23 protein-coding genes are annotated in these 25,317 nt (G+C 72.0%); 6 read left to right on the top strand and 17 right to left on the bottom strand.

Translation table 11 applies throughout. The features are described from left to right. Window positions 1-47: 47 nt before the first annotated feature. From rimI to glmS, 7 genes are all read right to left on the bottom strand, one after another. Window positions 48-500, bottom strand: a complete 453-nt coding sequence (gene rimI, locus EFL26_RS00180) for a ribosomal protein S18-alanine N-acetyltransferase (RefSeq protein WP_123220866.1) — start codon at window positions 498-500, stop codon at window positions 48-50. Beyond that, on the bottom strand, window positions 497-1,126 hold the full coding sequence (gene tsaB / locus EFL26_RS00175) for a tRNA (adenosine(37)-N6)-threonylcarbamoyltransferase complex dimerization subunit type 1 TsaB (RefSeq protein ID WP_221176775.1): 630 nt from the start codon (window positions 1,124-1,126) through the stop codon (window positions 497-499). The genes rimI and tsaB overlap by 4 nt, the downstream gene beginning before the upstream one ends. Before the next feature lie 86 nt (window positions 1,127-1,212). Continuing rightward, entirely contained in the window at window positions 1,213-2,130 is a 918-nt protein-coding gene (gene tsaE / locus EFL26_RS00170) for a tRNA (adenosine(37)-N6)-threonylcarbamoyltransferase complex ATPase subunit type 1 TsaE (RefSeq protein WP_123220864.1), read from the bottom strand. Further along, entirely contained in the window at window positions 2,127-3,305 is a 1,179-nt protein-coding gene (alr, locus tag EFL26_RS00165; protein WP_123220863.1) for an alanine racemase, read from the bottom strand. Before alr ends, tsaE begins: the two co-directional genes overlap by 4 nt. 27 nt (window positions 3,306-3,332) lie before the next feature. Further along, window positions 3,333-4,724: a bifunctional ADP-dependent NAD(P)H-hydrate dehydratase/NAD(P)H-hydrate epimerase gene (locus EFL26_RS00160; protein ID WP_123220862.1), complete on the bottom strand. Its 1,392-nt coding sequence runs from the start codon at window positions 4,722-4,724 to the stop codon at window positions 3,333-3,335. 114 nt (window positions 4,725-4,838) lie between these two features. Beyond that, window positions 4,839-5,189 carry a holo-ACP synthase gene (locus tag EFL26_RS00155; RefSeq protein WP_123220861.1) on the bottom strand — a complete coding sequence of 117 codons (351 nt, stop codon included), beginning with the start codon at window positions 5,187-5,189 and terminating at the stop codon, window positions 4,839-4,841. A gap of 5 nt (window positions 5,190-5,194) precedes the next feature. Continuing rightward, entirely contained in the window at window positions 5,195-7,051 is a 1,857-nt protein-coding gene (glmS, locus tag EFL26_RS00150) for a glutamine--fructose-6-phosphate transaminase (isomerizing) (protein WP_123220860.1), read from the bottom strand. A 90-nt stretch (window positions 7,052-7,141) separates the two neighbouring features. Between glmS and coaA the strand changes: the two genes are divergently transcribed. Both coaA and EFL26_RS00140 read left to right on the top strand, forming a co-directional pair. Then, window positions 7,142-8,110: a type I pantothenate kinase gene (gene coaA, locus EFL26_RS00145; protein WP_123220859.1), complete on the top strand. Its 969-nt coding sequence runs from the start codon at window positions 7,142-7,144 to the stop codon at window positions 8,108-8,110. A 10-nt stretch (window positions 8,111-8,120) separates the two neighbouring features. Beyond that, window positions 8,121-8,738, top strand: a complete 618-nt coding sequence (locus EFL26_RS00140; RefSeq protein WP_123220858.1) for a class I SAM-dependent methyltransferase — start codon at window positions 8,121-8,123, stop codon at window positions 8,736-8,738. A 621-nt stretch (window positions 8,739-9,359) separates the two neighbouring features. Here the strand turns inward: EFL26_RS00140 and EFL26_RS00135 are convergent. Together EFL26_RS00135 and EFL26_RS00130 are read right to left on the bottom strand one after the other, a co-directional pair. Beyond that, window positions 9,360-9,740, bottom strand: a complete 381-nt coding sequence (locus EFL26_RS00135; RefSeq protein WP_123220857.1) for a hypothetical protein — start codon at window positions 9,738-9,740, stop codon at window positions 9,360-9,362. Window positions 9,741-9,876: 136 nt separating this feature from the next. Next, window positions 9,877-10,680, bottom strand: coding sequence for an enoyl-CoA hydratase (locus EFL26_RS00130; protein WP_183407966.1), 804 nt, complete (start codon window positions 10,678-10,680; stop codon window positions 9,877-9,879). Between the two features lie 67 nt (window positions 10,681-10,747). Here EFL26_RS00130 and EFL26_RS00125 point away from each other — a divergent pair, with 67 nt between their 5' ends. Further along, window positions 10,748-12,898, top strand: a complete 2,151-nt coding sequence (locus tag EFL26_RS00125) for an MMPL family transporter (RefSeq protein ID WP_123220855.1) — start codon at window positions 10,748-10,750, stop codon at window positions 12,896-12,898. Here EFL26_RS00125 and glmM read toward each other — a convergent pair. From glmM to rplM, 3 genes are read right to left on the bottom strand one after another with little or no spacing between them, the layout of a single operon-like run. Further along, window positions 12,888-14,234 carry a phosphoglucosamine mutase gene (glmM, locus tag EFL26_RS00120; RefSeq protein ID WP_123220854.1) on the bottom strand — a complete coding sequence of 449 codons (1,347 nt, stop codon included), beginning with the start codon at window positions 14,232-14,234 and terminating at the stop codon, window positions 12,888-12,890. The genes EFL26_RS00125 and glmM overlap by 11 nt on opposite strands. 16 nt (window positions 14,235-14,250) lie before the next feature. Then, complete coding sequence (gene rpsI, locus EFL26_RS00115) at window positions 14,251-14,760, bottom strand: 30S ribosomal protein S9 (RefSeq protein WP_183407965.1); 510 nt, start codon at window positions 14,758-14,760, stop codon at window positions 14,251-14,253. Window positions 14,761-14,788: 28 nt separating this feature from the next. Further along, window positions 14,789-15,232 carry a 50S ribosomal protein L13 gene (gene rplM / locus EFL26_RS00110; protein WP_123220853.1) on the bottom strand — a complete coding sequence of 148 codons (444 nt, stop codon included), beginning with the start codon at window positions 15,230-15,232 and terminating at the stop codon, window positions 14,789-14,791. Between the two features lie 317 nt (window positions 15,233-15,549). On the opposite strand from rplM, the gene EFL26_RS00105 reads away from it, so the two are divergent. Further along, window positions 15,550-16,854 (top strand): citrate synthase, encoded by a 1,305-nt coding sequence (locus tag EFL26_RS00105; protein ID WP_245999912.1) that lies wholly within the window; start codon window positions 15,550-15,552, stop codon window positions 16,852-16,854. Window positions 16,855-16,905: 51 nt separating this feature from the next. On the opposite strand, the gene EFL26_RS00100 is transcribed toward EFL26_RS00105, so the two are convergent. Together EFL26_RS00100 and EFL26_RS00095 are read right to left on the bottom strand one after the other, a co-directional pair. Beyond that, a complete protein-coding gene (locus EFL26_RS00100) occupies window positions 16,906-18,747 on the bottom strand; it encodes a glycosyltransferase family 61 protein (protein WP_123220852.1) in 1,842 nt (613 codons plus the stop codon). Window positions 18,748-18,765: 18 nt separating this feature from the next. After that, entirely contained in the window at window positions 18,766-20,031 is a 1,266-nt protein-coding gene (locus EFL26_RS00095) for an MFS transporter (RefSeq protein WP_123220851.1), read from the bottom strand. Between the two features lie 61 nt (window positions 20,032-20,092). Here EFL26_RS00095 and EFL26_RS00090 point away from each other — a divergent pair, with 61 nt between their 5' ends. Next, a complete protein-coding gene (locus tag EFL26_RS00090; RefSeq protein WP_123220850.1) occupies window positions 20,093-20,608 on the top strand; it encodes a MarR family winged helix-turn-helix transcriptional regulator in 516 nt (171 codons plus the stop codon). A 9-nt stretch (window positions 20,609-20,617) separates the two neighbouring features. Here EFL26_RS00090 and EFL26_RS00085 read toward each other — a convergent pair whose 3' ends face one another. Next, entirely contained in the window at window positions 20,618-21,400 is a 783-nt protein-coding gene (locus EFL26_RS00085; RefSeq protein ID WP_123220849.1) for a DUF2127 domain-containing protein, read from the bottom strand. 28 nt (window positions 21,401-21,428) lie between these two features. Next, window positions 21,429-23,006 carry a long-chain-fatty-acid--CoA ligase gene (locus EFL26_RS00080; protein WP_123220848.1) on the bottom strand — a complete coding sequence of 526 codons (1,578 nt, stop codon included), beginning with the start codon at window positions 23,004-23,006 and terminating at the stop codon, window positions 21,429-21,431. A gap of 45 nt (window positions 23,007-23,051) precedes the next feature. Between EFL26_RS00080 and EFL26_RS00075 the strand changes: the two genes are divergently transcribed. Then, a complete protein-coding gene (locus tag EFL26_RS00075; protein ID WP_123220847.1) occupies window positions 23,052-23,606 on the top strand; it encodes a calcium-binding protein in 555 nt (184 codons plus the stop codon). Here the strand turns inward: EFL26_RS00075 and EFL26_RS00070 are convergent. Then, window positions 23,586-24,584: an NAD-dependent epimerase/dehydratase family protein gene (locus EFL26_RS00070; protein WP_123220846.1), complete on the bottom strand. Its 999-nt coding sequence runs from the start codon at window positions 24,582-24,584 to the stop codon at window positions 23,586-23,588. The genes EFL26_RS00075 and EFL26_RS00070 overlap by 21 nt on opposite strands. Window positions 24,585-25,317: the final 733 nt, after the last annotated feature.

Raw genomic sequence — 25,317 nt, 5'->3', positions numbered from 1 at the left:
ATTGTGCCCGGACGGACGATCCTCCCGGCGCGCGGTCGGCCGGTCGGTCAGCCGCAGCCCTTCACGAGGGGCAGTCGGAGCACGACGGCGGTCGTGCCGTCGCGGTAGTAGCGCCGCCGCCGGTCGATCTCGATGAACCCCCGGTCGGCGTAGAAGGCCAGGGCTCCCGCGTTGTCCTCGCGCACCTCGAGCAGGAGGCGGTTGGCCCCCGCGCCCGGTGCCTCGGCGACGACCTCGTCGAGCAGCGCCGTGGCGATCCCGGTACGCCGGGACGCAGGCGTCACGCCGATCCGCTGCAGCTCCGCGATGTCGCCCCCGAGGGAGGCGACCGCGTAGCCGACCACCTCTCCCTCGAGCTCGGCGACGAGGTAGCGCACCGTCGGCAGCCCGCCCTCGACGCCGTCGCGGACGAGCCAGGGGCTCCAGGCATCCGGGCCCTGGCAGGTCTGCTCGAGCGCCGCGACCGCGTCGACGTCACCGGCGACGGCGTGCCGGATCACGAGACCTTCTTGGGCTGGTGCGGCTCCATGGTGTCGGGGCGGCGCAGGTAGAGCGGCTCGGGGTCGAGGAGCTCGTAGCGCTCGCGCACCACGACGTCGCACAGCACGGCCGCGCTCGGCGCCTCGGGCCCGTGGGCGTTCGGGAAGGACTCCGGGTAGAGGGTGGCGCCCCGGCCGACCACGATCGCGTCGGTGGCCGCGTCCGCGGGCTTGACGACCTCGGGGCCCGACGCCCGCCAGCCCTCGGCGTAGGACGCGACGTAGACCTCCTTGCGCCGGGCGTCGGTGGCGACGAGGAAGTCGGTCAGCCCGCCGTCGACCGCCTCCGCGGCCAGGACGTCGAGGGAGCAGACGCCGTACACGGGGATGTCGAGCGCCATCGCCATCGTGCGCGCGGTGACCAGCCCGACGCGGAGGCCGGTGAAGGGGCCGGGGCCCACCCCGACGGCGATCGCGGTGACGTCCTGGGCGAGCGCTCCCGCGCGGGCCAGCACCTCGGCGATGCCCGGGGCCAGCATCTCGCCGTGGCGCATCGACTCGGCCGCGGTGTACTCCGCGACCACGCGGTCGCCGTCGTGCAGCGCGACGGTGACCTGCGGCGTGGCGGTGTCGAAGGCGAGGAGCACGGGCCCGAGGTTACGCGAACGAGCGGAGCCGCCTCGAGCTTGCTCGAAGACGGCGTAGCGAGGAGCGTCGAGGCGCGCAGCGACGACTACGCGAAGCGCTCCGCGCCGAGCGCGGCGCGCAGGCCGGAGTCCAGCCATCGCCCACCGACCGGGGCGAGGGTCAGCGTGCGGACGTCGTCGTCGGCACGGGCCAGGCGCAGCTCGAGCCGGTCGCTGCTGAGCGCCTCGGCGAGCCCCGACCCCCACTCGACGACGGTCACCGCCTCGTCGAGGTCGGTGTCGAGGTCGAGGTCGTCGAGCTCGGCGGCGTCGCCGAGGCGGTAGGCGTCCACGTGCACCAGCGCCGGCCCGTCGGCGAGCGAGGGATGGACGCGGGCGATCACGAACGTCGGGGACGTCACCGTGCCGCGTACGCCGAGCCCCGCCCCGAGGCCCTGGGTGAGCGTGGTCTTCCCGGCGCCGAGGTCGCCGGTGAGGATGAGCAGGTCGCCGCGGCGCAGCAGCGGCGCGAGCCGTTCGCCGACCGCCCGGGTGTCCTCCGGCTCGGGGAGCACCACCCGCATCGGGCACAGCCGCAGCATCCGGAGCCGGGGTCCGTCGCGCTCGACCTCGACGTACCCGTGCTTCTCCCAGAAGGCCACGGTCTTCGGCAGCTCGATGCGGGCCTCGAGGTCGATGCCGTCCTTGCCCCGCTCGACGGCGACGTCCGCGGCCGCGTCCGCGAGCAGCTGGGCCACACCGTGGTGCCGCGCCCGCTCGAGGACGCCGACCCTGCGCAGGCCGAGGAGCTGACCGTGGTCCTCGAAGAGGAGCGCGCCCACGGGCTCCCCCTGCAGCGTGGCCAGCAGCCCGCCGTGCTCGGCGAGGGCCTTGCCGACCGACTCCACGGTCTCCTCGAGCGCGGTCGACGGCGGGTCCAGGACCGGACGTCCGGCGAAGGCCTCGTGGATCACCGCGACCACGTCGTCGGCGCGCGAGGCGTCGACCTGGAGGATCTCGGTCATGCGCCGGCCTCTCCGGTCGGTCCGTCGCTGTCGACCCACACCCGCCGCTGGCGACCGCCGATGCGCGTGACGATCTCGTAGCTGATCGTGCCGCACCACTCGGCCCAGTCCTGCGCGGTCGGCTCGCCGTCACGACCCGGACCGAAGACGACCACGTCGTCGCCCGCACGGGAACCCGGCGCGTCGACGACGAACTGGTCCATGCAGATCCGGCCCAGCACCGGGCACCGCTGCTCCCCGATCTGGACCTCGGCCCGCGACGAGGCATGGAGGGGGATGCCGTCGCCGTACCCCATCGGGACGAGCGCCACGTGCATCGGTCGGTCGGCGACGAACGTGTGCCCGTAGGAGACCCCCGCACCGGGCGCCAGGTCCTTGACCATGACCGTCCGGGCGCGCACGGTCATCGCCGGCTCGAGGCCGAGCTGCTCGCTGGTGACCACCTCCGGCGCCGGGCTCAGGCCGTACGCCGCGAGGCCGAACCGCACGAGGTCGAAGCGGGCACTGGGCCGCAGCAGTGCGCCGGCGGAGTTCGAGAGGTGGCGGACCTCGGGGTCGAGGCCGGCGTCGGCGGCCAGCACGAGCGCCTCGCGGAACGCCGTCTCCTGGGCGTCGTTCGCCGGGTGGTCGGGCTCGTCGGAGCACGCGAAGTGCGACCAGACGCCCGTGACCGTCGCGTCGCCGGCGACCTCGGCCTTGCGCGCCGCCTCGAAGAGCGCCACCCACTGGTCGCGCGGCGCCCCGCCTCGGGAGAGCCCGGTGTCGACCTTGAGCTGGACCCTGGCCGCACGACCGAGCGTGCGGGCTGCCTCGAGGATCTCGTCGAGCTGTGTCACCGAGTACGCCGTGGTGTCGACGTCCGCGGCCACGGTCGCACGGTGGTCCTCGCCCGGGGCAGCCAGCCAGCAGAGGATCCGTCCGGTGTCCCCGGCCTCACGCAGCGCGAGCGCCTCGTCGGCGGTGGCCACGCCCAGCCACTCGGCGCCCGCCTGCCGGGCGGCGCGCGCCACCTCGACCATGCCGTGGCCGTAGGCGTCCGCCTTCACCACGATCATGAGCGCCGGCCCGGGTCCGGGCCCGTCCGACACCAGCTCACGCAGCCGGCGGACGTTGCGCCGGATCGCGCCGAGGTCGACGACGATCTCGGCGCGGGCAGCGGGGTCGGGCAGCGTCATGGCCCGCCCATCTTCCCATCCGGTCGGTCAGGCCAGGAGGGCGCGCACGACTGCCGGGACGGCGTCGGCGACACCCTCCGGCGTCACCGGCCCGCCGCGGCTGGCCAGCGTCGCCGCGGATCCGTGCACCCAGGAGCCCACGGAGGCGGCGTCGAAGGGCGACAGCCCGGCGGCCAGCAGCGACCCGACCACGCCGGCGAGCACGTCGCCCGCACCGGCGACCGCCAGCCAGGGCACGCCGCTCGTCGTCACCCGGACCCGCCCGTCGGGAGCCGCGGTCAGCGAGTGCCTGCCCTTGAGCAGCACCACGGCGGCGTACTCCTCGGCGGCCCGGCGGGCGTGCTCGAGCTGCCGGGCCTCGACGTCCTCGCGCTCGACGCCGAGCATGGCGGCGAGCTCTCCCGCGTGCGGGGTGAGGACGAGCGGGATGCTCGACCCCCGTGGCGCGTGCTTGAGCCCGTCGGCGTCGACGACCGTCGGTACGCCGTCGGCGAGCGCCTGCTTCACGCCGTCCGCCGCCTCGTCGTCACCGCCCGAGCCGACCACCCACGCCTGCACGCGCCCGGCGCCGGCGACCACGCCCGGGTGCCGGGCACGAACCGCGTCGGCGGCCTCGCCGACGTAGCGCACCATGCCGGCCAGCCCGGACGACGCCCCCGACGTGCACAGCACGGCGGCGCCGGGGTACATCGCCGAGCCGGCGCGGACGCCCACCACCCCGCGGGTGTACTTGTGGTCGAACGCGGTCGGCACCGGCAGCAGCCGGGCCACGTCGTCGGCCTGAAGCGCGGTGACGAGCGGCTCGGGGAGGTCCAGCCCGATGTCGACCAGGGTCACCACGCCGGCCGCCTCGGCCGCCGGGTCGAGCAGGTGGCAGCCCTTGTGGGTGCCGAACGTGACCGTGACGTCCGCGCGCACGTGGGGTCCGTCGAGCTCGCCGGTGTCGACCGCGACTCCGGAGGGCACGTCGACCGCGACGACCGCCGCGTCCGGGAACCGGGTCACCGCCGCCTCGGCGTCGGGCCGGAGCCCCGGCTTGCCACCGATCCCGACGATGCCGTCGACGACCACGTCCGGGCGGTGCGCGGCGTCGAGGTCGACCACCCGGCCGCCCTGCGCCCGGAGCGCGGCCAGCCCGCCCTCGTGCGCCCGCTCGGAGAGGAGCAGCGCCTCGACCTGCGCCCCCCGCCGGGCGAGCAGCGCGCCGGCGTACAGGGCGTCGCCGCCGTTGTCCCCCGACCCGATCAGCAGCAGCACCCGGGCGCCGTACACACCGGCGTCCTGCTCCCCGCGCAGCAGGTCGGCCACCACCGTCGCCAGCCCGTACGCCGCCCGCTGCATCAGCGTCCCCTCCGGCACCCGCGCCATCAGGTCCCCCTCCGCCGCCCGCACCTGCTCGACGCTGTGTGCCGCTCGCATCCCCCCATTATGTTGAGTTGGGTGATCCCGCCCCTCGAGTTGGGTGTTTCCGCCCGACTCGTGGGGCCGTTTCGCGGAACTCGTGGGGCGGTTTCCCCCAACTCGACGGGTGGGTCAGCGCTCGAGGACGACGACCGCGCTGGCGATGCCTCCGTCGTGGGAGAGCGAGAGGTGGGTGGAGGTGGCGCCGAGCTCGGTGGCCCGGGCCAGGACGGTGCCGCGGAGCTCGAAGGTCGGGTCGCCGGAGGGGAGCGAGACCACCTCCGCGTCGTGCCAGTGCAGGCCGGCGGGGGCGCCGAGCGCCTTGGCCAGCGCCTCCTTCGCGGCGAACCGAGCGGCGAGCGACTGCAGCGGCAGACCGGCCTCGGCCGGCGTGAACAGCTTGTCGCGCAGCGCCGGCGTGCGCGTCAGGGACGCCTCGAAGCGCACCAGCTCGACGACGTCGATGCCCAGGCCGACGATCACCGTCGCTACTCGACCGTGACGGACTTGGCGAGGTTGCGCGGCTGGTCGACGTCGTGGCCGATCAGCGTGGCGAGCTCGCACGCGAACAGCTGCAGCGGCACGGTCGCGACCACCGGCTGGAGCAGGGTCGGCACCGTGGGGAGCCCGATCAGCACGTCGGCGTACGCCGCGACCTCGGTGTCGCTCGCCTCGGCCAGCACGATCGTCAGGGCGCCGCGGGCACGGACCTCCTGGATCGCGCTGATCATCTTGTCGTGCAGCTGGTCGCGGCCCCGGGGCGGCACCACGCAGAAGACCGGCAGGCCCTCCTCGATCAACGCGATCGGGCCGTGCTTCAGCTCGCCGGCGGCGAAACCCTCGGCGTGGATGTAGGCCAGCTCCTTGAGCTTGAGCGCACCTTCGAGGGCGACCGGGTAGCCGGCGTGCCGGCCGAGGAACAGCACCGAGCGGGTGCCCTGGAACCGCTGGGCGAGCGCGTAGACCGACTCGGCGTCGTCGAGGATCGTCTGCACGTTGGCCGGCATCTGCGCGAGCTCCCGCACCACGCCGGCGATCTCGTCGCCGAACTTCGTGCCCCGGACCTGGGCGAGGTACAGGCCGAGCAGGTAGCACGCGATCAGCTGGGTCAGGAACCCCTTGGTGGACGCGACCCCGATCTCCGGGCCCGCGTGGGTGTAGATCACGGCGTCCGACTCCCGCGGGATCGTCGAGCCGTTGGTGTTGCAGATCGCCAGCACCCGGGCCCGCTGCTTGACCGCGTGCCGGATCGCCATCAGCGTGTCGGCGGTCTCGCCCGACTGGCTGATCGCCACCACCAGCGTGTTGCGGGTCAGGATCGGGTCGCGGTAGCGGAACTCGTGCGCCAGCTCGACCTCGCACGGGATCCGGGTCCAGTGCTCGATGGCGTACTTGGCGACGAGGCCGGCGTAGTGGGCCGTGCCGCAGCCGATGATGATGATCTTGTCGATGTCGCGCAGCTCGTCGTCGCTGATCCGGACCTCGTCGAGCTGGAGCTGCCCGGCCTCGTCGTGCCGGCCCAGCAGCGCGTCTGCGATGGCGCGCGGCTGCTCGAAGATCTCCTTGCGCATGAACCAGTCGAAGCCGCCCTTCTCGGCGGCGGCCAGGTCCCAGTCGACGTGGTAGTGCCGGCCCTCGGCCGGGTTGCCGTCGAAGTCGGTGACCTCCGCGCCCTCGCGGGTGATCGTCACGACCTGGTCCTGGCCCAGCTCCAGCGCGTCGCGCGTGTGCTCGATGAAGGCCGCGACGTCCGAGCCGATGAAGTTCTCGCCCTCGCCGATCCCGACCACCAGCGGCGAGTTGCGTCGGGCCGCCACCACGCGGGAGGGGTCCTGCGCATCGAGCGCGACCAGTGTGAACGCGCCCTCGAGCCGTCGGCAGACGCGCTGCATCGCCTCCGTGAGGTCGTGCCCGGCCTCGACCTCCGCCTCGAGCAGGTGGGCGGTGACCTCGGTGTCGGTCTCCGAGACCAGGTCGTTGCCACGGCGCTCGAGCTCGTCACGCAGCCGCGCGAAGTTCTCGATGATGCCGTTGTGCACCACCGCGACCCGGCCGCGCGGTCCGGTGTGCGGGTGGGCGTTGACGTCGTTCGGGGCCCCGTGGGTCGCCCACCGGGTGTGCCCGATGCCGGTCGTCGACGGCGGCAGCGGGCTCTCCTCGATCGCCTTCTCGAGGTTGGCCAGCTTGCCCGCGCGCTTGTCGACCGCGAGCGCGCCCGAAGAGCCGGAACCGGTGATCAGGGCGATGCCCGCCGAGTCGTAGCCGCGGTACTCCAGACGGCGGAGACCCTCGATCACGACGTCGCGCGCCTGCCGCTCCCCGACGTATCCCACGATCCCGCACATGGGCCGCAGTCTACGGCTCCGCGCCGCACCTCCCCGCCGCGCGCGCTCCCGGCAGACGGCCCGGGGACCGTTGCTGGAACAATCGCCCGCATGGCGAACGGCGGCCCGCGAGAGCCACACCTCAACGAGACCTCGCCGTACGTCGAGCTCGATCGCGACGCATGGGCCGAGCTGGGCGCGAGCACCGACCAGCCGCTCTCCGAGCTGGAGGTCGAGCGGGTCCGCGGCCTGGGCGACCAGCTCGACGTCGAGGAGGTGCAGCAGGTCTACCTGCCGTTGTCCCGGCTGCTCAGCCTGTACGTCGAGGCCGCCGGCTCCCTGCACCGCGCCCAGGAGACCTTCCTCGGGCGACCGCAACCGCCCCGCACGCCGTTCGTGATCGGCCTCGCCGGGTCGGTGGCGGTCGGCAAGTCGACCACCGCGCGCGTGCTGCAGCAGATGCTGGCGCACTGGCCGGTCCACCCCGAGGTGGCGTTGGTCACCACCGACGGCTTCCTGCTGCCCAACGCGGAGCTGGAGCGACGCGGCCTGATGCACCGCAAGGGCTTCCCGGAGTCCTACGACCGCAAGGCTCTGCTGAAGTTCGTGATCGACATCAAGTCCGGCAAGGACGAGGTCGAGGCGCCGGTGTACTCCCACCTCACCTACGACGTCACCGACGAGAAGGTGACGGTGAAGCGACCCGACGTCGTGATCGTCGAGGGCCTCAACGTCCTCCAGCCGCCACAGGTGCGCCCCGACGGCCGCACCGGCCTCGCGGTCAGCGACTTCTTCGACTTCACCATCTACGTCGACGCGGCCACCAGCGACATCCGGCAGTGGTACACCGACCGTTTCCTCCGGCTCCGCGAGACCGCGTTCCGCGACCCGGCGTCGTACTTCGCCAAGTACGCCGGCCTCTCCCACGACGACGCGGTCGCCGAGGCGAACCGGATCTGGGACGAGATCAACGGCCCCAACCTGGCGCACAACGTCGCTCCGACCCGGTCCCGCGCGACGCTCGTGCTGCGCAAGGACCACGACCACTCGGTGCGGTGGGTCCGGCTCCGGAAGCTCTGAGGAGGAGACGATGACCGAGATCCCCCGGACTCGCTGGGAGACCAGCGAGAACAGCGGCTTCGCGGCCCACTTCAGCGAGCTGATCGCGACCGGCGGGGACATCGAGGGCGAGGCCCGGCTCGCCGACGCCCTGCTGCCCCGCGGAGCCACGGTCCTGGACGCCGGCGCGGGCTTCGGCCGCGTCGGCGCCGCCCTGCAGGCTCGCGGCCACCACGTCGTCGCGGCCGAGAAGGACCCCGACCTGGTGGCGATGGCCGCCGAGCACTACCCCGACCTTCCGATGGTCCGCACCGACATCCTCGCGCTCACGCCCGACCTGCTCGCCGAGGCCGGCCACCCGACCACGTACGACCTGGTCGTGCTCGTCGGCAACGTGATCGTGCTGCTCGCCCCGGACACCGAGCAGCGCGCGCTCCGCACCCTGGCCGCCTTGCTCGCCGAGGGCGGACGGATCCTGGTCGGCTTCCACATGAAGGAAGCCCCGACCAGCTCGGCGCGGGCCTACCCGTTCGAGCAATTCGTCGCCGACGTCGAGGCGGTCGGCCTCAAGGTGCAGCACCGGTTCGGCAGCTACGAGCTCGCGCCGGCGAACGACGACTACTGCGTGGCGGTGCTGAGCTTGGTTTGAGGGTTCGCCTGCGGCGGGCTTTGCCTGCGGCGCTTGTGCGGCTGCGCCGCACGGGGTCGGTGCCGGGGCCGGGGTGGGCCGGTCCCGACGGCGCCCGCGAACGGGGGCGGCACGTCGCAGGCACAGCACTGCGCGTGGTGACCTCTGCGGGCCTGCGCCGCGGCCAAGCCCCTTGAGTGTTCGCGGACACCGCCCGGCCCGTCCCACCACGACAACCCCATCGACCCGGATGGTGGAGAAACGCGATGGGTCCACCGCCGCTCCTGTCGATGGCCCGCTGGCGGGCCCACCGCTTTTCCATCTCCCCCGGGTGGGCGGGGCTTCCCGGTGGGTGCCGGGCGGCCCCCAGAGGGTGGACGGGGACGGGTGCGCCCGCGAGCCGTGGATGGGTCTGGACTCCGTGGAGCCGGTCCTCCCCGAGGAGCCTGCGACGAGGGCAGGACCGGCGCAACGGGTGGTTGGCGCGTGGGCGCACCCGGCACCGGCCACCCCACCAGCCGCCCGACACACACCCAGCCCGGTCGACACGAAGCCCGCCGCAGGCGCCACGTGGTTTCGAGGCTCGCTGGCGCTCGCACCTCAACCACCCGAGGGCGCAGAAACGAAGCCGCAGGCGAACCCTCAGCCGCCGAAGCAGACGTCGATGTAGTCGATGCCCTTGCCGTCGCAGGCGTGCTGGGGCTTGTTGCTGCCGGGCCCGCCGACCTCTTCCTTGCCGCTGTGCTCGGGCGACATGCCGAGGCTGTGGGTGTAGAGCGTCGTCGGGTTGCCGAAGACTCCCGGGGCGATCGCGACGAAGCCGCCGATGCCCTTGCCGGGGCCGGTCTGAACCAGGATCGGACCGTTCTGGTCGAATCCCTCGAGCGTGTAGTTCACACCGCCCGTGGGGGCGTGGGCATCCTTCTGCGGGTTGAAGCAGTCGTGTGCGTAGCTCGGGGAGGCGAGCATGATCAGAGCTGCCGTACCCCCGGCCACCGTCAGGATCCGTGTACGCATCAACATGTGCGTTCCTTTCGTAGGCGCTCTCATCGGTCTACTCCTCCGATCGGTGCTGACGCATGACGCACCTGGGCTGCCAGGACGCACGGGTGGGCCATGACAGACCGCGCAGATCGCCCAGACCGGGCGATGCCGCCCCCTACCGCGTGTCGCGGAAGCGCGGCTGGCGCTTCTCCTTGCGGGCGCGGGTGGCCTCCTCGAAGTTGTCGGTGAGGATCCGCAGGTAGAGCTGGCCGAGGCCCTCGGCCTGCATGTGGCCCTCCAGCGAGGAGGCGTCGAGGCCGGTGACCAGGGTGCGCTTGGTGAGCTCGACACCGGGCTGGGAGAAGCCCGCGATCTGCCGGCCCATCTCGACCGCGGCAGGTACGACGTCCTCGACGACCCGGCTCACCAGTCCGATCGCCGCGGCCTCCTCGGCGTCGACGTCGCGCCCGGTGAGCATGATCTCCGCGGCCCGGGACGACCCGACCGCCCGCGGCAGCAGGTAGGACAGTCCGAGCTCGCTGGCGGTCAGGCCGTTGTTGATCCCCGCCGCCCGGAAGTACGCCGCCGGTGCCGCGAGGCGGATGTCGCAGGCCAGGGAGAGGCACAGGCCGCCGCCGATGGCCGCGCCGTTGACGGCGGCGATCACCGGCTGGTGGAGGCGGCGCAGCGTCAGGGTGATGTCCTCGAGCATCTCCATCGAGCGCAACGCGTACGTCGGCCGGGTCAGCCCGTCGACGTACGGCGGCGTCCCCGCCGACTCCTGGTCGGCGCCGGAGCAGAAGCCCCGGCCCGCGCCGGTGACGACGATCGCGCGCACGGTGTTGTCGTGTCCGAGCTCGACCAGCTGCTCGCGGAAGGGCACCATCACGTCGAACGCCATCGCGTTCATCCGCTCGGGGCGGTTCAGCGTGACGACGGCGACCTCGGGGACGGGCCGGTCGACCAGAATGAAGTTCACCCGGCAGACTCTAGGGCGCAGCGAATCTCGTTCGTGCGCGTCGACCGGGCCCCGATACGCTGCGCCCATGTTTGCTGCCCTCGGCCGTTTCGTAACCCGGTTCCCCTGGCTGGTCATCGGGATGTGGATCCTCCTGGCGGTCCTCGTCGTCTCGTTCGCGCCGAAGCTGACCTCGACGCAGGACGAGTCGGAGTTCCTGCCGAAGCACTACGAGTCGATCCGGGCCGCCCAGGTGCAGCAGGACCAGTTCCCGTCGCAGTTCCAGCCCGGCGCGATCATGGTCTTCGACCGGACCGACGGCGGCAAGCTCACCGCCGCCGACTCGACGAAGGTGACCGAGATCGTGACCGCGCTCGACGGCGCGATCAAGGACGAGCCGGTCCTGAAGAAGGTGTTCTCCCAGGCGGTCGCCCAGCCCCCGTCGCAGAACGGGCTCGTCCAGCTCGGCGTGGCCGGGCTGGCCAAGAACGCCACCGGCTTCGACACCCCCGCGATGGACGCGGCCAAGCAGCTGCGCAAGGACGCCAAGCCGCTGGTGAAGGACACCGGGCTCCGGGTGCAGATGACCGGCGCCGCGCCGCAGCAGCTGGACTCCCAGGAGTCCGGAAACAAGACCCTCGCGATCGTCGGCCTGGCCACGGTCCTGCTGATCATCGTGCTGCTGGCGCTGATCTTCCGCAGCGTCATCATCTGCCTGATGCCGGTGCTCACCGTCTTCGTCGCCTCGCAGGTGGCGATCGGCCTGATCGCCTGGGCGAACCAGGCCTTCAGCCTCAAGGCCGACTCCTCGATCGAGGTCATCCTGATCGTGGTGCTCTACGGCATCGGCACCGACTACATCCTGTTCTTCCTCTTCCGCTACCGCGAACAGCTGCGCCGGGGCGCGGACACGAAGGCCTCGGTCGTGCACGCCCTGGAGCGTGCCGGTGAGGCGATCGCCTCGGCCGGCGGTGCGGTGATCGTCGCCTTCATGGCGCTGATCCTGTCCTCGCTGAGCATCTTCCGCTCGATCGGTCCCGCCCTGGCGATCGCGGTCGCGGTGACCCTGGTCGCCGCGCTGACGCTGGTGCCGGCGGTCGTCACGCTGCTCGGCCGGGCGCTGTTCTTCCCGTCCAAGAAGTACCTCGCGGAGCCCGAGGGGGCGCGGTTCGCCGCGATCGGTCGCCGCCTGGGCGAGCGCCCGGCCGTGTTCGCGGCCGCGTCCGGACTCGTGCTGGCGGTGCTCGCCGTGTTCGCCCTCGGGTTCAACCCGACCTTCGACTTCAACTCCAGCCTCCCGAAGGGTGTCGAGTCGACCAAGGCGCTCGACACCCTCCAGAAGGGCCTGCCCTCGGGCGCGACCGACCCCTTGACCGTGGTGCTCGAGTCCTCGGGAGGCTCGCTCGCGCAGGGCGACCTCGGCCCGTACCAGCAGGCTCTCGCGGGGGCCCAGGGCGTCGCGCGCGCCGAGCCGGGCGTGCTCTCCAGGAACGGCAGGGCCGCGACGTTCAGCGTCACGCTGTCGCACGACCCGGGGTCCGACCAGGCGATCGCCGACGTCAAGGGCCCGATCCGCGACACCGCCCACCGCGCCGCACCGAGCGGCACGACGGCGTACGTCGGGGGCACCACCTCGGTGTTCGTGGACATGAACAAGGCGATGAACCGCGACTACTCGGTGGTGTTCCCGGTCGCGGCGCTGGTGATCATGCTGATCCTCGCGCTGCTCCTGCGCAGCCTGGTGGCGCCGTGGTACCTGATGGTCTCGGTCGGGCTCGGGTTCGCAGCCACGCTCGGCGCGACCGTGATCATGATCCAGCACATCAAGGGCGACAACGGCCTGATCTTCCTGCTGCCGATCTACATCTACCTCTTCGTGGTGGCGCTGGGCACGGACTACAACATCTTGATGATCGCCCGGCTGCGGGAGGAGGCGCGCGAGGGCCGCAACCCGCACGACGCAGCGGCCGAGGCGGTCAAGCACGCCGGTCCGACGATCGCGGCCGCGGGCGTGATCCTGGCCGGCACGTTCGGGTCACTCATGCTCGGCGGCAACTCGCTGATCGTCTCGATGGGCTTCGCGCTGTCGTTCGGGATCTTCACGGCGGCGTTCGTGATGGCGATGTTCTTCACGCCGTCGCTCACGGCGCTGATCGGCCACGCGGCCTGGTGGCCGGGCCACGGCGACGAGACCGAGGCCGAGCACGAGGCCCGGATGACGGCTGACGTCAGAGGCTGAGCCGCTCGCGCACGACGTCGGCCAGCCGGCCGGCGACCGCGTGCGCGTGGTCGGCCGTGGCCGCCTCGACCATGACCCGGACCAGCGGCTCGGTGCCCGAGGGCCGGAGCAGCACCCGGCCGTTCCCACCGAGCTCGGCCTCCGCCTCGGCCACGGCCGCCAGGAGAACCTCGTCGGTGGCGGCCCGCGCCTTGTCGACGCCCGGCACGTTGACCAGCACCTGGGGCAGCCGGACCATCACCGACGCGAGGTCGGCGATGCTGTTCCCGGTGGCCGCCATCCGGTCGAGGACCTGGAGCGCGGTGAGGATGCCGTCGCCGGTGGTCGCGTGCTCGCTCATGATCACGTGGCCGGACTGCTCACCGCCGAGCGTGTAGCTGCCCGCCTTCATCTCCTCGAGGACGTAGCGGTCGCCCACGGCGGTCTGCCGTACGGCGATGCCGGCCGCCGTCATCGCCTGCACGAAGCCGAGGTTGGACATCACCGTGGCCACGACCGTGTCGTCGTGGAGCTCGCCACGCTCACGGAGGGCGAGGGCGAGGATCGCGAGGATCTGGTCGCCGTCGACGACGTTGCCGGCGGCGTCGACCGCGAGGCACCGGTCGGCGTCACCGTCGAGCGCGAATCCGACGTCGGCGCCGTGCTCGACGACGGCCTTCTGGAGCACCTCGAGGTGGGTCGACCCGCAGCCGTCGTTGATGTTCAGGCCGTCGGGCTCGGCGCAGATCGCCACGACGTCGGCGCCGGCGTCACGCAGCGCCTTCGGTCCGGCGACCGAGGCGGCTCCGTGCGCACAGTCGAGCACGACCTTGAGACCGCCCAGCGGGTGTCCGACGGTCGCGTCCAGGTGGGCGGCGTACTCCTCGATCGCGGTCGCGTGCACGCGCACCCGGCCGACGTCGCCGGCGGTGGGCCGGTCCCACGGCTCGCGGAGCCGCTCCTCGATCGCCACCTCGATGGCGTCGTCGAGCTTCACCCCTCCGCGGGACAGGAACTTGATGCCGTTGTCGGGCATCGCGTTGTGCGACGCGGAGAGCATGACGCCGAGGTCGGCGCCCAGGGAGCCGGTGAGGTGGGCGACCGCCGGCGTCGGCAGCTCACCCAGCAGCAGCACGTCGACCCCGGCCGACGCCAGACCGGCGACGACCGCCGCCTCGAGGAACTGTCCCGAGATGCGGGTGTCCCGGCCGACGACCGCGAACGGCCGGTGCCCGGAGAACGTGCCCCGCTCCGCCAGCACGTGGGCTGCGGAAACGGAGAGGTCCAGGGCCAGCTCCGCGGTCAGCAGACCGTTGGCCAGGCCCCGGACCCCGTCCGTGCCGAAGAGTCGCGTCATGAAGAGGCGACCCTGATCAGCGCTTGCTGAACTGCGGTGCCTTCCGGGCCTTCTTCAGACCGGCCTTCTTGCGCTCGATCACGCGGGCGTCGCGGGTGAGGAGCCCGGCCTTCTTCAGCGACGGCCGGTTGGTCTCCACGTCGATGGCGTTGAGGCAACGGGCCACGCCCAGGCGCAGCGCGCCGGCCTGGCCGGTGATGCCGCCGCCGTGGATCCGGGCGATCACGTCGAAGCGACCCTCGAGCTGCAGGGTCGCGAACGGCTCGTTCACGACCTGCTGGTGCAGCTTGTTCGGGAAGTAGCTCTCCAGGGTGCGGCCGTTGACGGTCCACTGGCCGGTGCCGGGCACGATGCGGACCCGCGCGACGGCCTCCTTGCGGCGGCCGGTGGCCGCGCCCGGGGCGATGGTGGCCGGCCGGGCAGGCGTGTCGGCGCCGGGCACGCTCTCCGAGGAGTAGGCGATGCCTTCCTCGTTGGCCTCGTAGGTCTCCTCGACCTCGGTGGTCTCGTTCAGGTTCTCGGTCACGTCTGATTCCTCGATCTCGTCTGAATGCTTACTGGGAGATCTGCGTGATCTCGAACGGCTTGGCCTTCTGGGCCTGGTGCGGGTGCTCCGGGCCGGAGTACACCTTGAGCTTCTTGAGCATCTGACGGCCGAGGCGGTTCTTGGGGAGCATGCCCCAGACCGCGTTCTCGATGGCCTTGCGGGCGTCCTTCTCGAGGAGCTCGCCCATCGGCGTGGCGCTCAGGCCGCCCGGGAACCCGGAGTGCCGGTAGGACATCTTCTTGGTCGCCTTGGACCCGGAGAGCGCCACCTTGGAGGCGTTCACCACGATCACGAAGTCGCCCGTGTCGACGTGGGGGGCGAACATGGTCTTGTGCTTGCCACGGAGCAGGTTGGCGGCCTGGACGGCGAGCCGTCCGAGGACCACGTCGGTGGCGTCGATGACGTGCCACTCGCGCTGGATGTCCGCGGGCTTGGGGCTGTACGTACGCACGTGTATGCCTTGCTTCCTCGTTCGTGAACCAGCCTGGGAAACCCCGGGCCGGCGGTGCTGCTGCGGCTTCTGACGAACACTGCCCGGCCTCGCCCCCGAGGGCTTCACATCCGGGTCTGCACCACACCCCGTGCGGGGGCATGACGCGGCAGGAGTCGCGACGGACCAGATTACCGGTGCGGCGGGGGCGTGGTCAAAACGAGAGACGCGATGGCGACCCCTGCGCCGTGGGGAATAGGTTAGAGGCGGTTCTGCATCACCACCGCACCCGGGAACGATGCACCGGAACATCTCTGACCGAGAGCGAAGGAGCCCTTGTGTCCGACGACGCTGCCAACCAGACCCTGACGATCCGGGACAACCGGACCGGCAGGGAGTACGAGATCCCGATCGGGGACGGCACGATCAAGGCGGCCGACCTGGCGCAGATCAAGACCTCCGACGACGAGCCCGGCCTGGCGACGTACGACCCGGGCTTCGTGAACACCGCCTCCTGCAAGAGCGCGGTCACCTTCATCGACGGCGACAAGGGCATCCTCGAGTACCGCGGCTACCCGATCGAGCAGCTGGCGGAGAAGTCGAACTTCCTCGAGGTCGCCTACCTGCTGATCCACGGCGAGCTGCCGAGCAAGCAGCAGTACGACGCCTGGGTGCACGAGATCACCTACCACACCTTCGTGCACGAGAACGTCCGCACGTTCATGGAGGGCTTCCGGTACGACGCGCACCCGATGGGCATGCTGATGGCCTCCGTCGGGGCGCTCTCCACCTTCTACCCCGAGTCGGGCAACATCGCCGACCCCGACAACCGGCACATGCAGATCGTCCGGATGATCGCGAAGATGCCGACCCTGGGCGCCTGGGCCTTCCGGCACGCGCAGGGCAAGCCCTACATCTACCCGGACAACGAGCTCGGCTACACCGCGAACTTCCTCTCGATGCTGTTCAAGATGAGCGAGCAGCGGTTCGAGGCCGACGAGCGCCTGGTCAAGGCCCTCGACGTGCTCTTCATCCTGCACGCCGACCACGAGCAGAACTGCTCGACCAACGCAGTCCGCTCGGTCGGCTCCTCGCAGGTCGACCCCTACTCCGCGGTCGCCGCCGGCGTGGGCGCGCTCTACGGCCCGCTCCACGGTGGCGCCAACGAGGCGGTGCTGCGGATGCTGCGCCGGATCGGCTCGATGGAGAACATCCCGGCGTTCATCGAGGGGGTCAAGGCCGGCAACGAGCGCCTGATGGGCTTCGGGCACCGCGTCTACAAGAACTACGACCCGCGGGCCAAGATCATCAAGAAGGCCTGCGACGACGTCTTCGAGGTCACCGGGGTCAACCCGCTGCTGAAGATCGCCCAGGAGCTGGAGAAGATCGCGCTCGAGGACGAGTACTTCGTCAAGCGCAAGCTCTACCCCAACGTCGACTTCTACTCCGGCCTGATCTACGAGGCGTTCCAGTTCCCGCCGGAGATGTTCACGGTCCTGTTCGCGATCGGCCGCACGCCGGGCTGGCTGGCCCAGTGGCTGGAGCTCGTGCAGGACAAGGAGCAGAAGATCGCCCGGCCCAAGCAGATCTACACCGGGGCGCGCACGCTCGACTTCACCCCGGCCGCCCAGCGCTGGGCCTGACGTCTCGGGCCTGATCTCTCCGGCCTGATCTCTCGGGCCTGAGCGTCCGGCTCAGCCCAGCCGGCTGAGCTGGTCCTCCAGCCACGCCCCTTCGCGAGCGAGGTCGAAGGTGTAGCCCGAGGAGTACGCCGCCTGGGTCCACCACCCCTCCGGGTGGTGGAGGTCCGGCTCGCTCCACGCGCTGACGATCCGGTGGCCGCGGGCGGCGGCGATCAGGTGCTCGTTGCGCGCCGTGTACGACGTCGGCGCCACCGTCACCAGCGTCTTCGGGGTGTCGCACAGCGCGGCCGTGAACAGCGCGCTGCCGCCGAACCCGGCCACGATCTCGGCCGACCGGAACAGCGCCACCTGCTCGGGCAGGGGCAGCGTCTCGGGCCGGAGCACCTCGAAGCCGTGCCGCGCGAAGAGCGCCTCCACCTCTGCGGTGTTGGTGCAGCTCCGCTTGTGGTCGGTGGGCCGGGTGCAGAAGATCCGCCGCGGCCGATCGCCGCCCGCCGCCTGCGCGGCGAGGTGGTCGCCGACGCGGTCCCAGATCTCGACCATGCGGGGGTGGACGTAGTCGGCCAGGGAGAACATCGACGTCGCCGAGTACAACGTCTCCGGCCGGCAGGGGCGGTCGAACACGTGGACGTCGTCGACGGAGATCCCGAACGCGCCCAGCACGTCGAGCTCCCAGGGCAGCAGCCGCTGGGGGTCACGGTCGCGCTGCAGGGTCATCAGGCAGCGCACGTCGGGCGCCAGCTCTCGCACGCGGTCCCACGCCCACATCCGGCCGAGCAGCTCGGTGAGCAGGTGGCCGTAGTGGCCGGGGAACTCCGAGTCCAGGTTGAACCAGGCGCCCGGGAGCCGGTCGGCGTCGGAGGCGTCACGGCGCAGGTGGCCGAAGAGCGGCGCCTCGTCCTCCACGAAGTAGTTGCGCAGGCGCGGGGCCAGGTGGTGCCGGTAGGTGTCCGGCCAGACGAAGCCCCCGCTGGTGACGACCTGGCCGCGCGAGCACACCGGGTCGGCGTACGCGCGCAGAGTGAGCTTGGGCACGGCCATGTCTGCTGAGAAGTAGTCGTCGCGAGGGAGGTTGTGGAGGTACTCGGCAGCAGCGCGCATGCGCGTCGGCGGCAGCGAGTCGACCTCCCGGCCGAGCTCGGGGCGTGCCGCGAGGACGACGTCGGCCTCGCGCTCCCGGAGCTTCACGTGTGTGCGGCGCGCGTTCACGATCCGCAGCGACGCCCCGTGGACGTGCACCTCGCGGAGGTGGCGGGCGAGACCGTGGACGTCGAGGGTGCGGGGGCCGCGGTCGGGGCGGCCCTCCGTCTCCCGCAGCAGCGAGCCTTGCGCCTCGGCCACGACGTCCCAGAGCTCGCCGACGTACGGCGGGACCGGAGCGCCGTCCTCGTTCGGCAACGGGCCTTCGGTCCGCCGGGCCTCCAGCCAGGCCGCGGCCTCCGCCTGCCCGGCCGCGGCCTCCTCGGCCGAGATCGGGAGCAGCACCGGCGTGAGGTACACCCCGCCGTCCGCCAGGTGGAAGAACGCGCGGGAGAACCAGCGGGCCTGATCGACCGCGGTCGTGTCGGCGGCATGGAGCACGACGTCGAAGGGGCCGGCGAGGGCCATCCGCACGTGGACGTCCGACTCGTCGTCGGCGACCGACACCAGCAACGGGTCGACCTCCGGCCAGGCCCGCGAGAACAGCTCGGCCCAGGTCCGCAACTGAGCACCCGCCACGACGGCGACGCGCGCCTCGGGCCGGTCGTCGAGGGCCCGCCGCAGCATCGGCATGAACCGCTTGCGGGGCGGTTCGACGGCCCAGGTCAGCTGCTGCGCGTGCTCCAGGGGTGTGGGCGCCCCGTCCTCTGGTCCGTCCGGCGTACGACGGCGCAAGAAGCGTTCCAGCGGCACGACCCGATCCAACCACAGTCAGCCGGTGACGACCTCCGGGGCCACGGCGCCACTGGCGTCTCCGGCCTCCTCCTCCGCGACCGGTCGGCGCTCGAGGCGGCGCACGTCGCGGATCAGGAAGGGGGCGAGGTCGGCGACCGCGATGGCCCCGGCCACGACGAGCAGCCACCGGCGCTCCCCGACGGCGCTCGCCAGGGGCCCGGTGAGGGCCAGGCCGATCGGGCGCGCGATGAAGGACCCCAGCTGGTCGAAGGAGTACACCCGGGCGAGCATGTGCTCGGGGACGTTCTCCTGGATGGACAGGTCCCACCCGACGCTGAAGATCTCCAGGCCGAAGCCGTGCAGGAAGGCTCCGGCGAGGACCACCCAGAGGTTGTCCGACAGTGCCATCGCCAGCGGGAAGCACGCCGTGAGCAGCAGGAACCACTCTCCGACGAGCAGGGCGCGCCGCGGCTTCCAGAACAGGCTCAGCACGCCGCCGAGCACGAAGCCGGTCATCATCGCGGACAGGGCGTAGCCCCAGGCGGCGCGGGAGATGTGGTCGCCGACGACGATCGGGCCGAGCACGCCCTGCGCGCCGCCGTAGAAGAGGTGGTAGACGAGCGCCATCGCGATCAGCGACCACAGCCAGGAGTGCCGGACCACCTCGCGGAAGCCGTCGCGCGCCTCGGCGAGCGCGCGCGTCCGCGGCCCGGAGGCGACCGCGGGCACCCGCACCCGGGTGAAGCAGGTCGTGGCGACCAGGAACGTGGCGGCGTCGACCGCGAGAGCGCCGCCCGGCCCGATCCACGCCACCAGCAGACCCGCGACGCCTGCCCCGCCGATCATCGCGGCGTTCTGGCTCAGCCGGCGCAGCGTGATCGCCCGCCGGAGGACCGCCGCGGGCACGGTCTGGGGCGTGACCGCCTGGGTGCTCGGACCGGCGAGCGATCCGAGGCCGCCGTTGAGCGCGCCGCCGATCGCCAGGAGCCAGAGCGAGCCGTGGTGGGTGGTCAGGCTCAGCGCCACGAGGCCCTGGACGAGCGCCGCCGCCGCGTTGGAGGCGCGCATCATCACGGTGCGGGGCAGCCGGTCGCCGAGCACCCCGCCCCAGAGCACGGCGACGACGTCGGCGAGGGCGTACGCGCCGACCACCAGGCCCAGCTGCGTCGCGCTGCCGCCGAGGTCGAGCACCGCGAACGCGATCGCGACCGGCGCGATCATGTTGCCGAGGCTGTTCACGGTCGTGCCCACGAGCAGCCACCGGAAGGCGGTGTGCCGGAGCGGGCCGTCGGCGGTGGTCATGACCCGAAAGTATTTCGCTGGTGAATTGTTTGTCAACGAAATAGATCTCTACACTGGGACCATGCCGAAGGACCTCGCGGACCTCCACGTCGAGCGCTGGCGCGACCACTGGATCGACATCAGCTTCGACGACGAGGTCGAGGCGCTGACCGTCCGCCTCCTGAACCTCGCGCGCCACCTGCGCGAGGCGAAGCAGACGGCGCTGGTCCGGACGGACCTGCAGGACTTCGAGTACGACACCCTGCACGCGCTGATGATCCGGGACACGCCCGGCCACGCCTCTCCCGGCGCGCTGGCACAGGAGCTCGGCGTCTCCAACGCCGGGATCACCGGACGCCTGGACGGTCTGGAGAAGAAGGGCTGGGTCAAGCGGATGCCGGGCGCGGACGACCGCCGCCGGGTCGACGTCGAGGTCACCCGGGCCGGCGCGACGGTGTGGCGCAAGGCCATGAGCCTGCGGGGCACCGCCGAGGACGAGCTCGCCTCGGCGCTCACCCGGCGAGAGCTCGTCACGCTCAACCGACTGCTCAGGAAGCTCACGCTGCACGCCGAGGAGTCGGGCGCCCCCTCGGCGTGAGCGGCGCGGTCAGGGCCTGCTGGAGACGGCGGCCTGCTCGACCTCGAGCAGCGACTCGCCGTGCCGCTCGGCCTCGAACGCCGCGTAGCCCCCGCGCAGGCCGAACAGCCGCTTGGTCCAGAGCAGGTAGACCACGGCGAACACGTTGACGACGAAAGCGACCAGACGCAGCCAGGTCACCTTGTCGACCAGCTCGTAGACCTCCAGGGGCAGGAAGATCGACGTGCCGACCACGGCGACGTACTCGCCCCACCGCTTGAGCAGCCAGAGGCCGACACCCTCCACCAGCTCGAGGGAGCCGTAGGCGAGGACGCCCAGGGCGACGAGGGCCAACGTGCCGTGCGCGGTGTGCAGCGCCCGGTCGATCAGCCGGACGGGACCGGTCGTCTGGAGGTCGATCCCGAGCTTGTTCGCCAGCGGCGTCAGGGTCGGCAGGTAGCTGTCGAAAACCCGCTGCAGCGAGTCACGGGCGCCGTTGAACTTCTCGATGCCGTAGGCGAGGGCGACCAGGAGGAGGCCGCGGATGAAGCGCTCGGCGGCCAGCAGCCGGAGGATGAACGCGTCGCGCAGCTCGCGGCCACGCAGCACCAGCGGTGCGTCCTCGGCCGGACCGGATCCGTGCGGTGGGCCGGGCACGTACGCCTCGCAGCGCAGGCACCGCCAGGCCTCGCCGGCGACGGTGTCGGCCCGCAGGCGCTCCGCGAGGTCGGGCTCGGTCGGCCGGTAGGTGATGTGGCCGTGCAGCCCGCACGAGCGCAGGCTCCAGTCGAAGTGGCGGAAGCGGAACGGCACGGTCCCAGCCTCTCAGACCGTCCGCGGCTCAGACGGTCTGCCGCTCGCGGTCGGCCCAGTACGGCGCCCGGAGATCGCGCTTGAGGATCTTGCCGGTGGGGTTGCGGGGCAGCGCCTCGACGACGTCGACGGACTTGGGGCACTTGAAGTGCGCGAGCCGCTCGCGGCAGTGGTCGATCAGCTCGGCCTCGGTCGCGGTCGCGCCGGCGTGGAGGCTGACCACCGCCTTGACCACCTCGCCCCACCGGTCGTCGGGCACCCCGATGACCGCGACCTCCATGACCGCCGGGTGCTCGGCCAGGACCCGCTCGATCTCGGGCGAGTAGATGTTCTCGCCGCCCGAGATGATCATGTCCTTGAGCCGGTCCTGCACGTAGACGAAGCCGGCCTCGTCGACGACGCCCATGTCACCGGTGCGGAACCACCCGTCCGCGGTGATGACTTCGGCGGTGGCCTCGGGCTTGCCGAGGTAGCCGGTCATGAGCTGCGGCGTGCGGAACCACAGCTCGCCGTGCTCGCCGGCGGGCAGGTCCTCGAGCGTGCCGGGGTCGACGACGCGGACCTCCACCTCGGGGATGCAGTGGCCGGCCGACACCAGCCGCTCCGGGTGCTCGGCGTCGCGGTGCGCCTCGGGCATGAGGTGGGTGAGCACACCCGAGACCTCGGTCAGGCCGTAGACCTGGATGAAGTCGGTGTCGGGCCAGGCGGCCATGGCCGCGCGGAGCAGCGGCAGCGGCATCGGCGCGGCGCCGTACGTGTAGGTCTTGAGGGCGCCGAACAGCTTGATCGCGTCGTCGCCGCTCTGCAGCACCTGCGCGAGCACCGCGGGGACCAGGAAGGTGCGGTTCGCGCCCTGCAGGATCGCCCCGGCGAGCGAGGCGCCGTCGGGGTCGCGGGTCATCACGCTCGGCACGCCGTCGTGGATGCCGAACAGCACGTACGACGACCCGCCGACGTGGAAGAGCGGCATCGCCACGAGGTTCTTGTCGCCGGGCTCGAAGGACCAGCCGTCGTGGGCGTTCACGGTGTGCTTGACCATGTTGCGCTGGGTCAGCATCACGCCCTTCGGCCGACCGGTGGTGCCGGAGGAGTACATCACCAGGCAGACGTCCTCCGGCCGGACGTCGGCGCTGCGGCCGACCGGGGTCGCACCGGCGAGGAGGGCCTCGTAGGCGTCTCCGTCGCCGCCGTCCGGCGTCACCTCGACGACGTGCTCGACGGTGGTCAGGCGGTCGCGGATCCGCTCGATCAGCGGCATCAGCTCGGTGCCCACCAGCAGGACCTTGGCGCCGGCGTCGTTGACCGCGTAGTCGACCTCGTCGCCGGCGAGCCGGAAGTTGATGATCGCGTTCGCCGCGCCGAGGCTGGCGGCGGCGAACGTGAGCTCCACGCAGGCGGGATGGTTCTTGTCCAGGAACGACACCACGTCGCCGCGACCGACGCCGAGGTCACGCAGGGCGCCGGCGAGGCGGCGTACTCGCTCGTCCCACTCGGCCCAGGTCCAGCTGCGTCCGAGGTAGCTGACCGCCTCCGCGTCCGGTGTCACGGTGGCCCAGTGCCGGAGCCGGTCGTCTAGATAGGTGGGGGCCGGAGCACTCGCCGTCATGGCGGAACTGTGACACAGCGCACAACCCGGGGATAGCCTGCGCGCATGCGGAAGATCCTGCTCGTCAGTGCGTCAACCCTCGCCCTCGCGTTCGCCGTCCCGGCGTACGCCGACACGGTCACCGGCACCGACGCCGGCGAGACCCTCACCGGCACCACCTCCGCCGACACCGTGCGCGCCCTCGGCGGCGACGACACCGTGCGCGCCCTCGGTGGCGCGGACAACGTGCGGGGAGGCAAGGGCAACGACTTCCTGTACGGCGGCCGCGGCGCCGACCACCTCAAGGGCGGTCCAGGCTCCGACCGCAGCTACGGGCAGCGCGGCAACGACGTGATCGCCGACGCCCAGGGCAGCGAGGTCGACGCGCTCTACGGAGGCGCGGGCAACGACACCATCTTCGGCAACTTCCGCGACGTGATCTTCGGCGGCGCGGGCGACGACCGGATCGTGGTCGCCTTCCCGGACAGGATGACGATCACCTGCGGGCCGGGCACGGATTCCGTGACCTTCAACCAGGCCCACCCGCACGTGCTGCTGCTGGGCTGCGAGAAGGTGCGGATCGTGTCCGCCGGCCGCGCCTCAGCCCACCGCGCCCAGTAGCCGACGCTCCTCCTCGGCAGACAGGCCGAGCTCCCCGGCGCGCGCGGACGGCGGCGCCGGGGTGCCCTCACGCTCCAGCCACGCCCAGGTGTCGGCGACCGTCGCCTCCATCGGGCGGCACCGGAGCCCGGCCTCGTGCGCCGCGGACACGTCGCAGTCGTGCAGCGCGGCCAGCTCGCCCGTCGGCGGCACCCAGATCGGCAGGTCGGTCCACCCGCTGAGCCCCGCGGCCTCCACCGCCTCGGGCGTCACCCACACCAGCTCGGCGTCCGAGCCGGTGACCGCGACGCACTGGTCGAGCAGCGCGCCGATGGTGGTGTGTCCTCGCGGGCTGACGGTGTTGTACGCGCCGGAGACTCCCCGCTCGGCCGCGTCGAGCACCCAGGCGGCCAGGTCGCGCGCGTCGACGTACTGGAGCGGGCGGTCGCGCGGCCCCGGCGCCGGAACCCGTCCCCCGGCGGCGATCCGGTTCAGCCACCACGGCAACCGGCCGACCACCTCGTACGGGCCGAGGACCAGCACGGCGCGCGGCAGCAGCACGTCTCCGTCGAACTCAGCCTGGACGGCGAGCTCACCACCCCGCTTCGCCGCCGCGTAGTCGGCCGCGTCGGTGCTCGCCGGGTCACCGTCCACCACCGGAGCGGACTCGTCGCTGCCCGGCTCCATCGGCCACGTGTACACCGACCGGCTCGAGATGTAGGTGTAGTGCGGCGCCCGCCCGGCCAGGAGGCGCGCGGAGTCGCGCACGGCCACCGGCTGGTGCGACCAGGTGTCGACCACGGCGTCCCAGGTGTCGGCACCGAGCGCCTCCCGGACCGCCTCCGGGTCCAGCCGGTCCGCGTGCCGGGCCTCCGCACCCGGCACGGCGTGACCGCTGACACCTCGAGTCAGCGTCGTGACCCGGTCCCCCCGGCTCAGCGCCGCGTCGACGGTGGCTCGTCCGACGTGGTGGGTGCCTCCGAGAACCAGGACTCTCATGGCCTCGATGCTCCTGGGTCGTGGTGGGCTGGACAAGCGGGTTCTGCTGCGGGCGGAACTGGGAGTGTTCGGCGCTGGGTGGTTGAGCTTGCCGAAACCACGCTGTCAGGCAGAGACCCAGCCCCAGGTGGTTGAGCTTGCCGAAACCACTCTTGTCGGCTGGCGGTCGGTGCCGGGGGACGGGCAGCGACGACGGGGTACGGCGCGGGACCGGGTCTGCTGTCGGCTCACGGATCTGCGGTGCGCTTGGTGGTTGAGGTGCGAGCGCCAGCGAGCCTCGAAACCACGCTCGGCAGGTGGCGGTCTGTGCCGGGGGGACGGGCAGCGACGAGGCGGTACGGCGTCGGGGCCGGGTCTCGATCTCGGCCGCCGGTCTGCGCCGCTTTCGGTGGTTGAGGCGCGAGCGCCAGCGAGCCTCGAAACCACCCGCCGGCACGGACCCAGCCACCGACCGCCGAGCCAACCTCAAGGTGGTTGAGCCTGCCGAAACCACCCGCACCGCACGGGGCCCCAGTGGGTCGCGGTGGGTCGCTAAAGATTCTCGAGAATTCTTCCGAATTCCCTTACCCGCAAGGGGATCCGGGACCGAAAGTGTCGGTGGTCACCCCTAGATTCGAACCATGAACCCGACCACCAGCACCCACGCCGCCACCACGGCTGGTGCTGTGCTCGGATCGATCCGGCAGGCCCGCGCCGAGGCGAACGCGGCCGAAGCCCGCGTGCTCGCCCACGC

The organism is Nocardioides pocheonensis, assembly GCF_003725535.1.
GTDB classification, from domain to species: Bacteria; Actinomycetota; Actinomycetes; order Propionibacteriales; family Nocardioidaceae; genus Marmoricola; species Marmoricola pocheonensis.
Note: the sequence above shows the minus strand (reverse complement) of the source record. Positions and strands in the feature narration are given on the sequence as shown.

Coding starts and splice junctions, on each gene's coding strand:
- tsaE (WP_123220864.1), bottom strand. CDS start 2,130: ATGACCGAGATCCTCCAGGTCGACGCCTCGCGCGCCGACGACGTGGTC.
- alr (WP_123220863.1), bottom strand. CDS start 3,305: ATGACGCTGCCCGACCCCGCTGCCCGCGCCGAGATCGTCGTCGACCTC.
- EFL26_RS00160 (WP_123220862.1), bottom strand. CDS start 4,724: ATGCGAGCGGCACACAGCGTCGAGCAGGTGCGGGCGGCGGAGGGGGAC.
- glmS (WP_123220860.1), bottom strand. CDS start 7,051: ATGTGCGGGATCGTGGGATACGTCGGGGAGCGGCAGGCGCGCGACGTC.
- coaA (WP_123220859.1), top strand. CDS start 7,142: ATGGCGAACGGCGGCCCGCGAGAGCCACACCTCAACGAGACCTCGCCG.
- EFL26_RS00140 (WP_123220858.1), top strand. CDS start 8,121: ATGACCGAGATCCCCCGGACTCGCTGGGAGACCAGCGAGAACAGCGGC.
- EFL26_RS00135 (WP_123220857.1), bottom strand. CDS start 9,740: ATGTTGATGCGTACACGGATCCTGACGGTGGCCGGGGGTACGGCAGCT.
- EFL26_RS00125 (WP_123220855.1), top strand. CDS start 10,748: ATGTTTGCTGCCCTCGGCCGTTTCGTAACCCGGTTCCCCTGGCTGGTC.
- glmM (WP_123220854.1), bottom strand. CDS start 14,234: ATGACGCGACTCTTCGGCACGGACGGGGTCCGGGGCCTGGCCAACGGT.
- EFL26_RS00095 (WP_123220851.1), bottom strand. CDS start 20,031: ATGACCACCGCCGACGGCCCGCTCCGGCACACCGCCTTCCGGTGGCTG.
- EFL26_RS00090 (WP_123220850.1), top strand. CDS start 20,093: ATGCCGAAGGACCTCGCGGACCTCCACGTCGAGCGCTGGCGCGACCAC.
- EFL26_RS00080 (WP_123220848.1), bottom strand. CDS start 23,006: ATGACGGCGAGTGCTCCGGCCCCCACCTATCTAGACGACCGGCTCCGG.
- EFL26_RS00075 (WP_123220847.1), top strand. CDS start 23,052: ATGCGGAAGATCCTGCTCGTCAGTGCGTCAACCCTCGCCCTCGCGTTC.
- EFL26_RS00070 (WP_123220846.1), bottom strand. CDS start 24,584: ATGAGAGTCCTGGTTCTCGGAGGCACCCACCACGTCGGACGAGCCACC.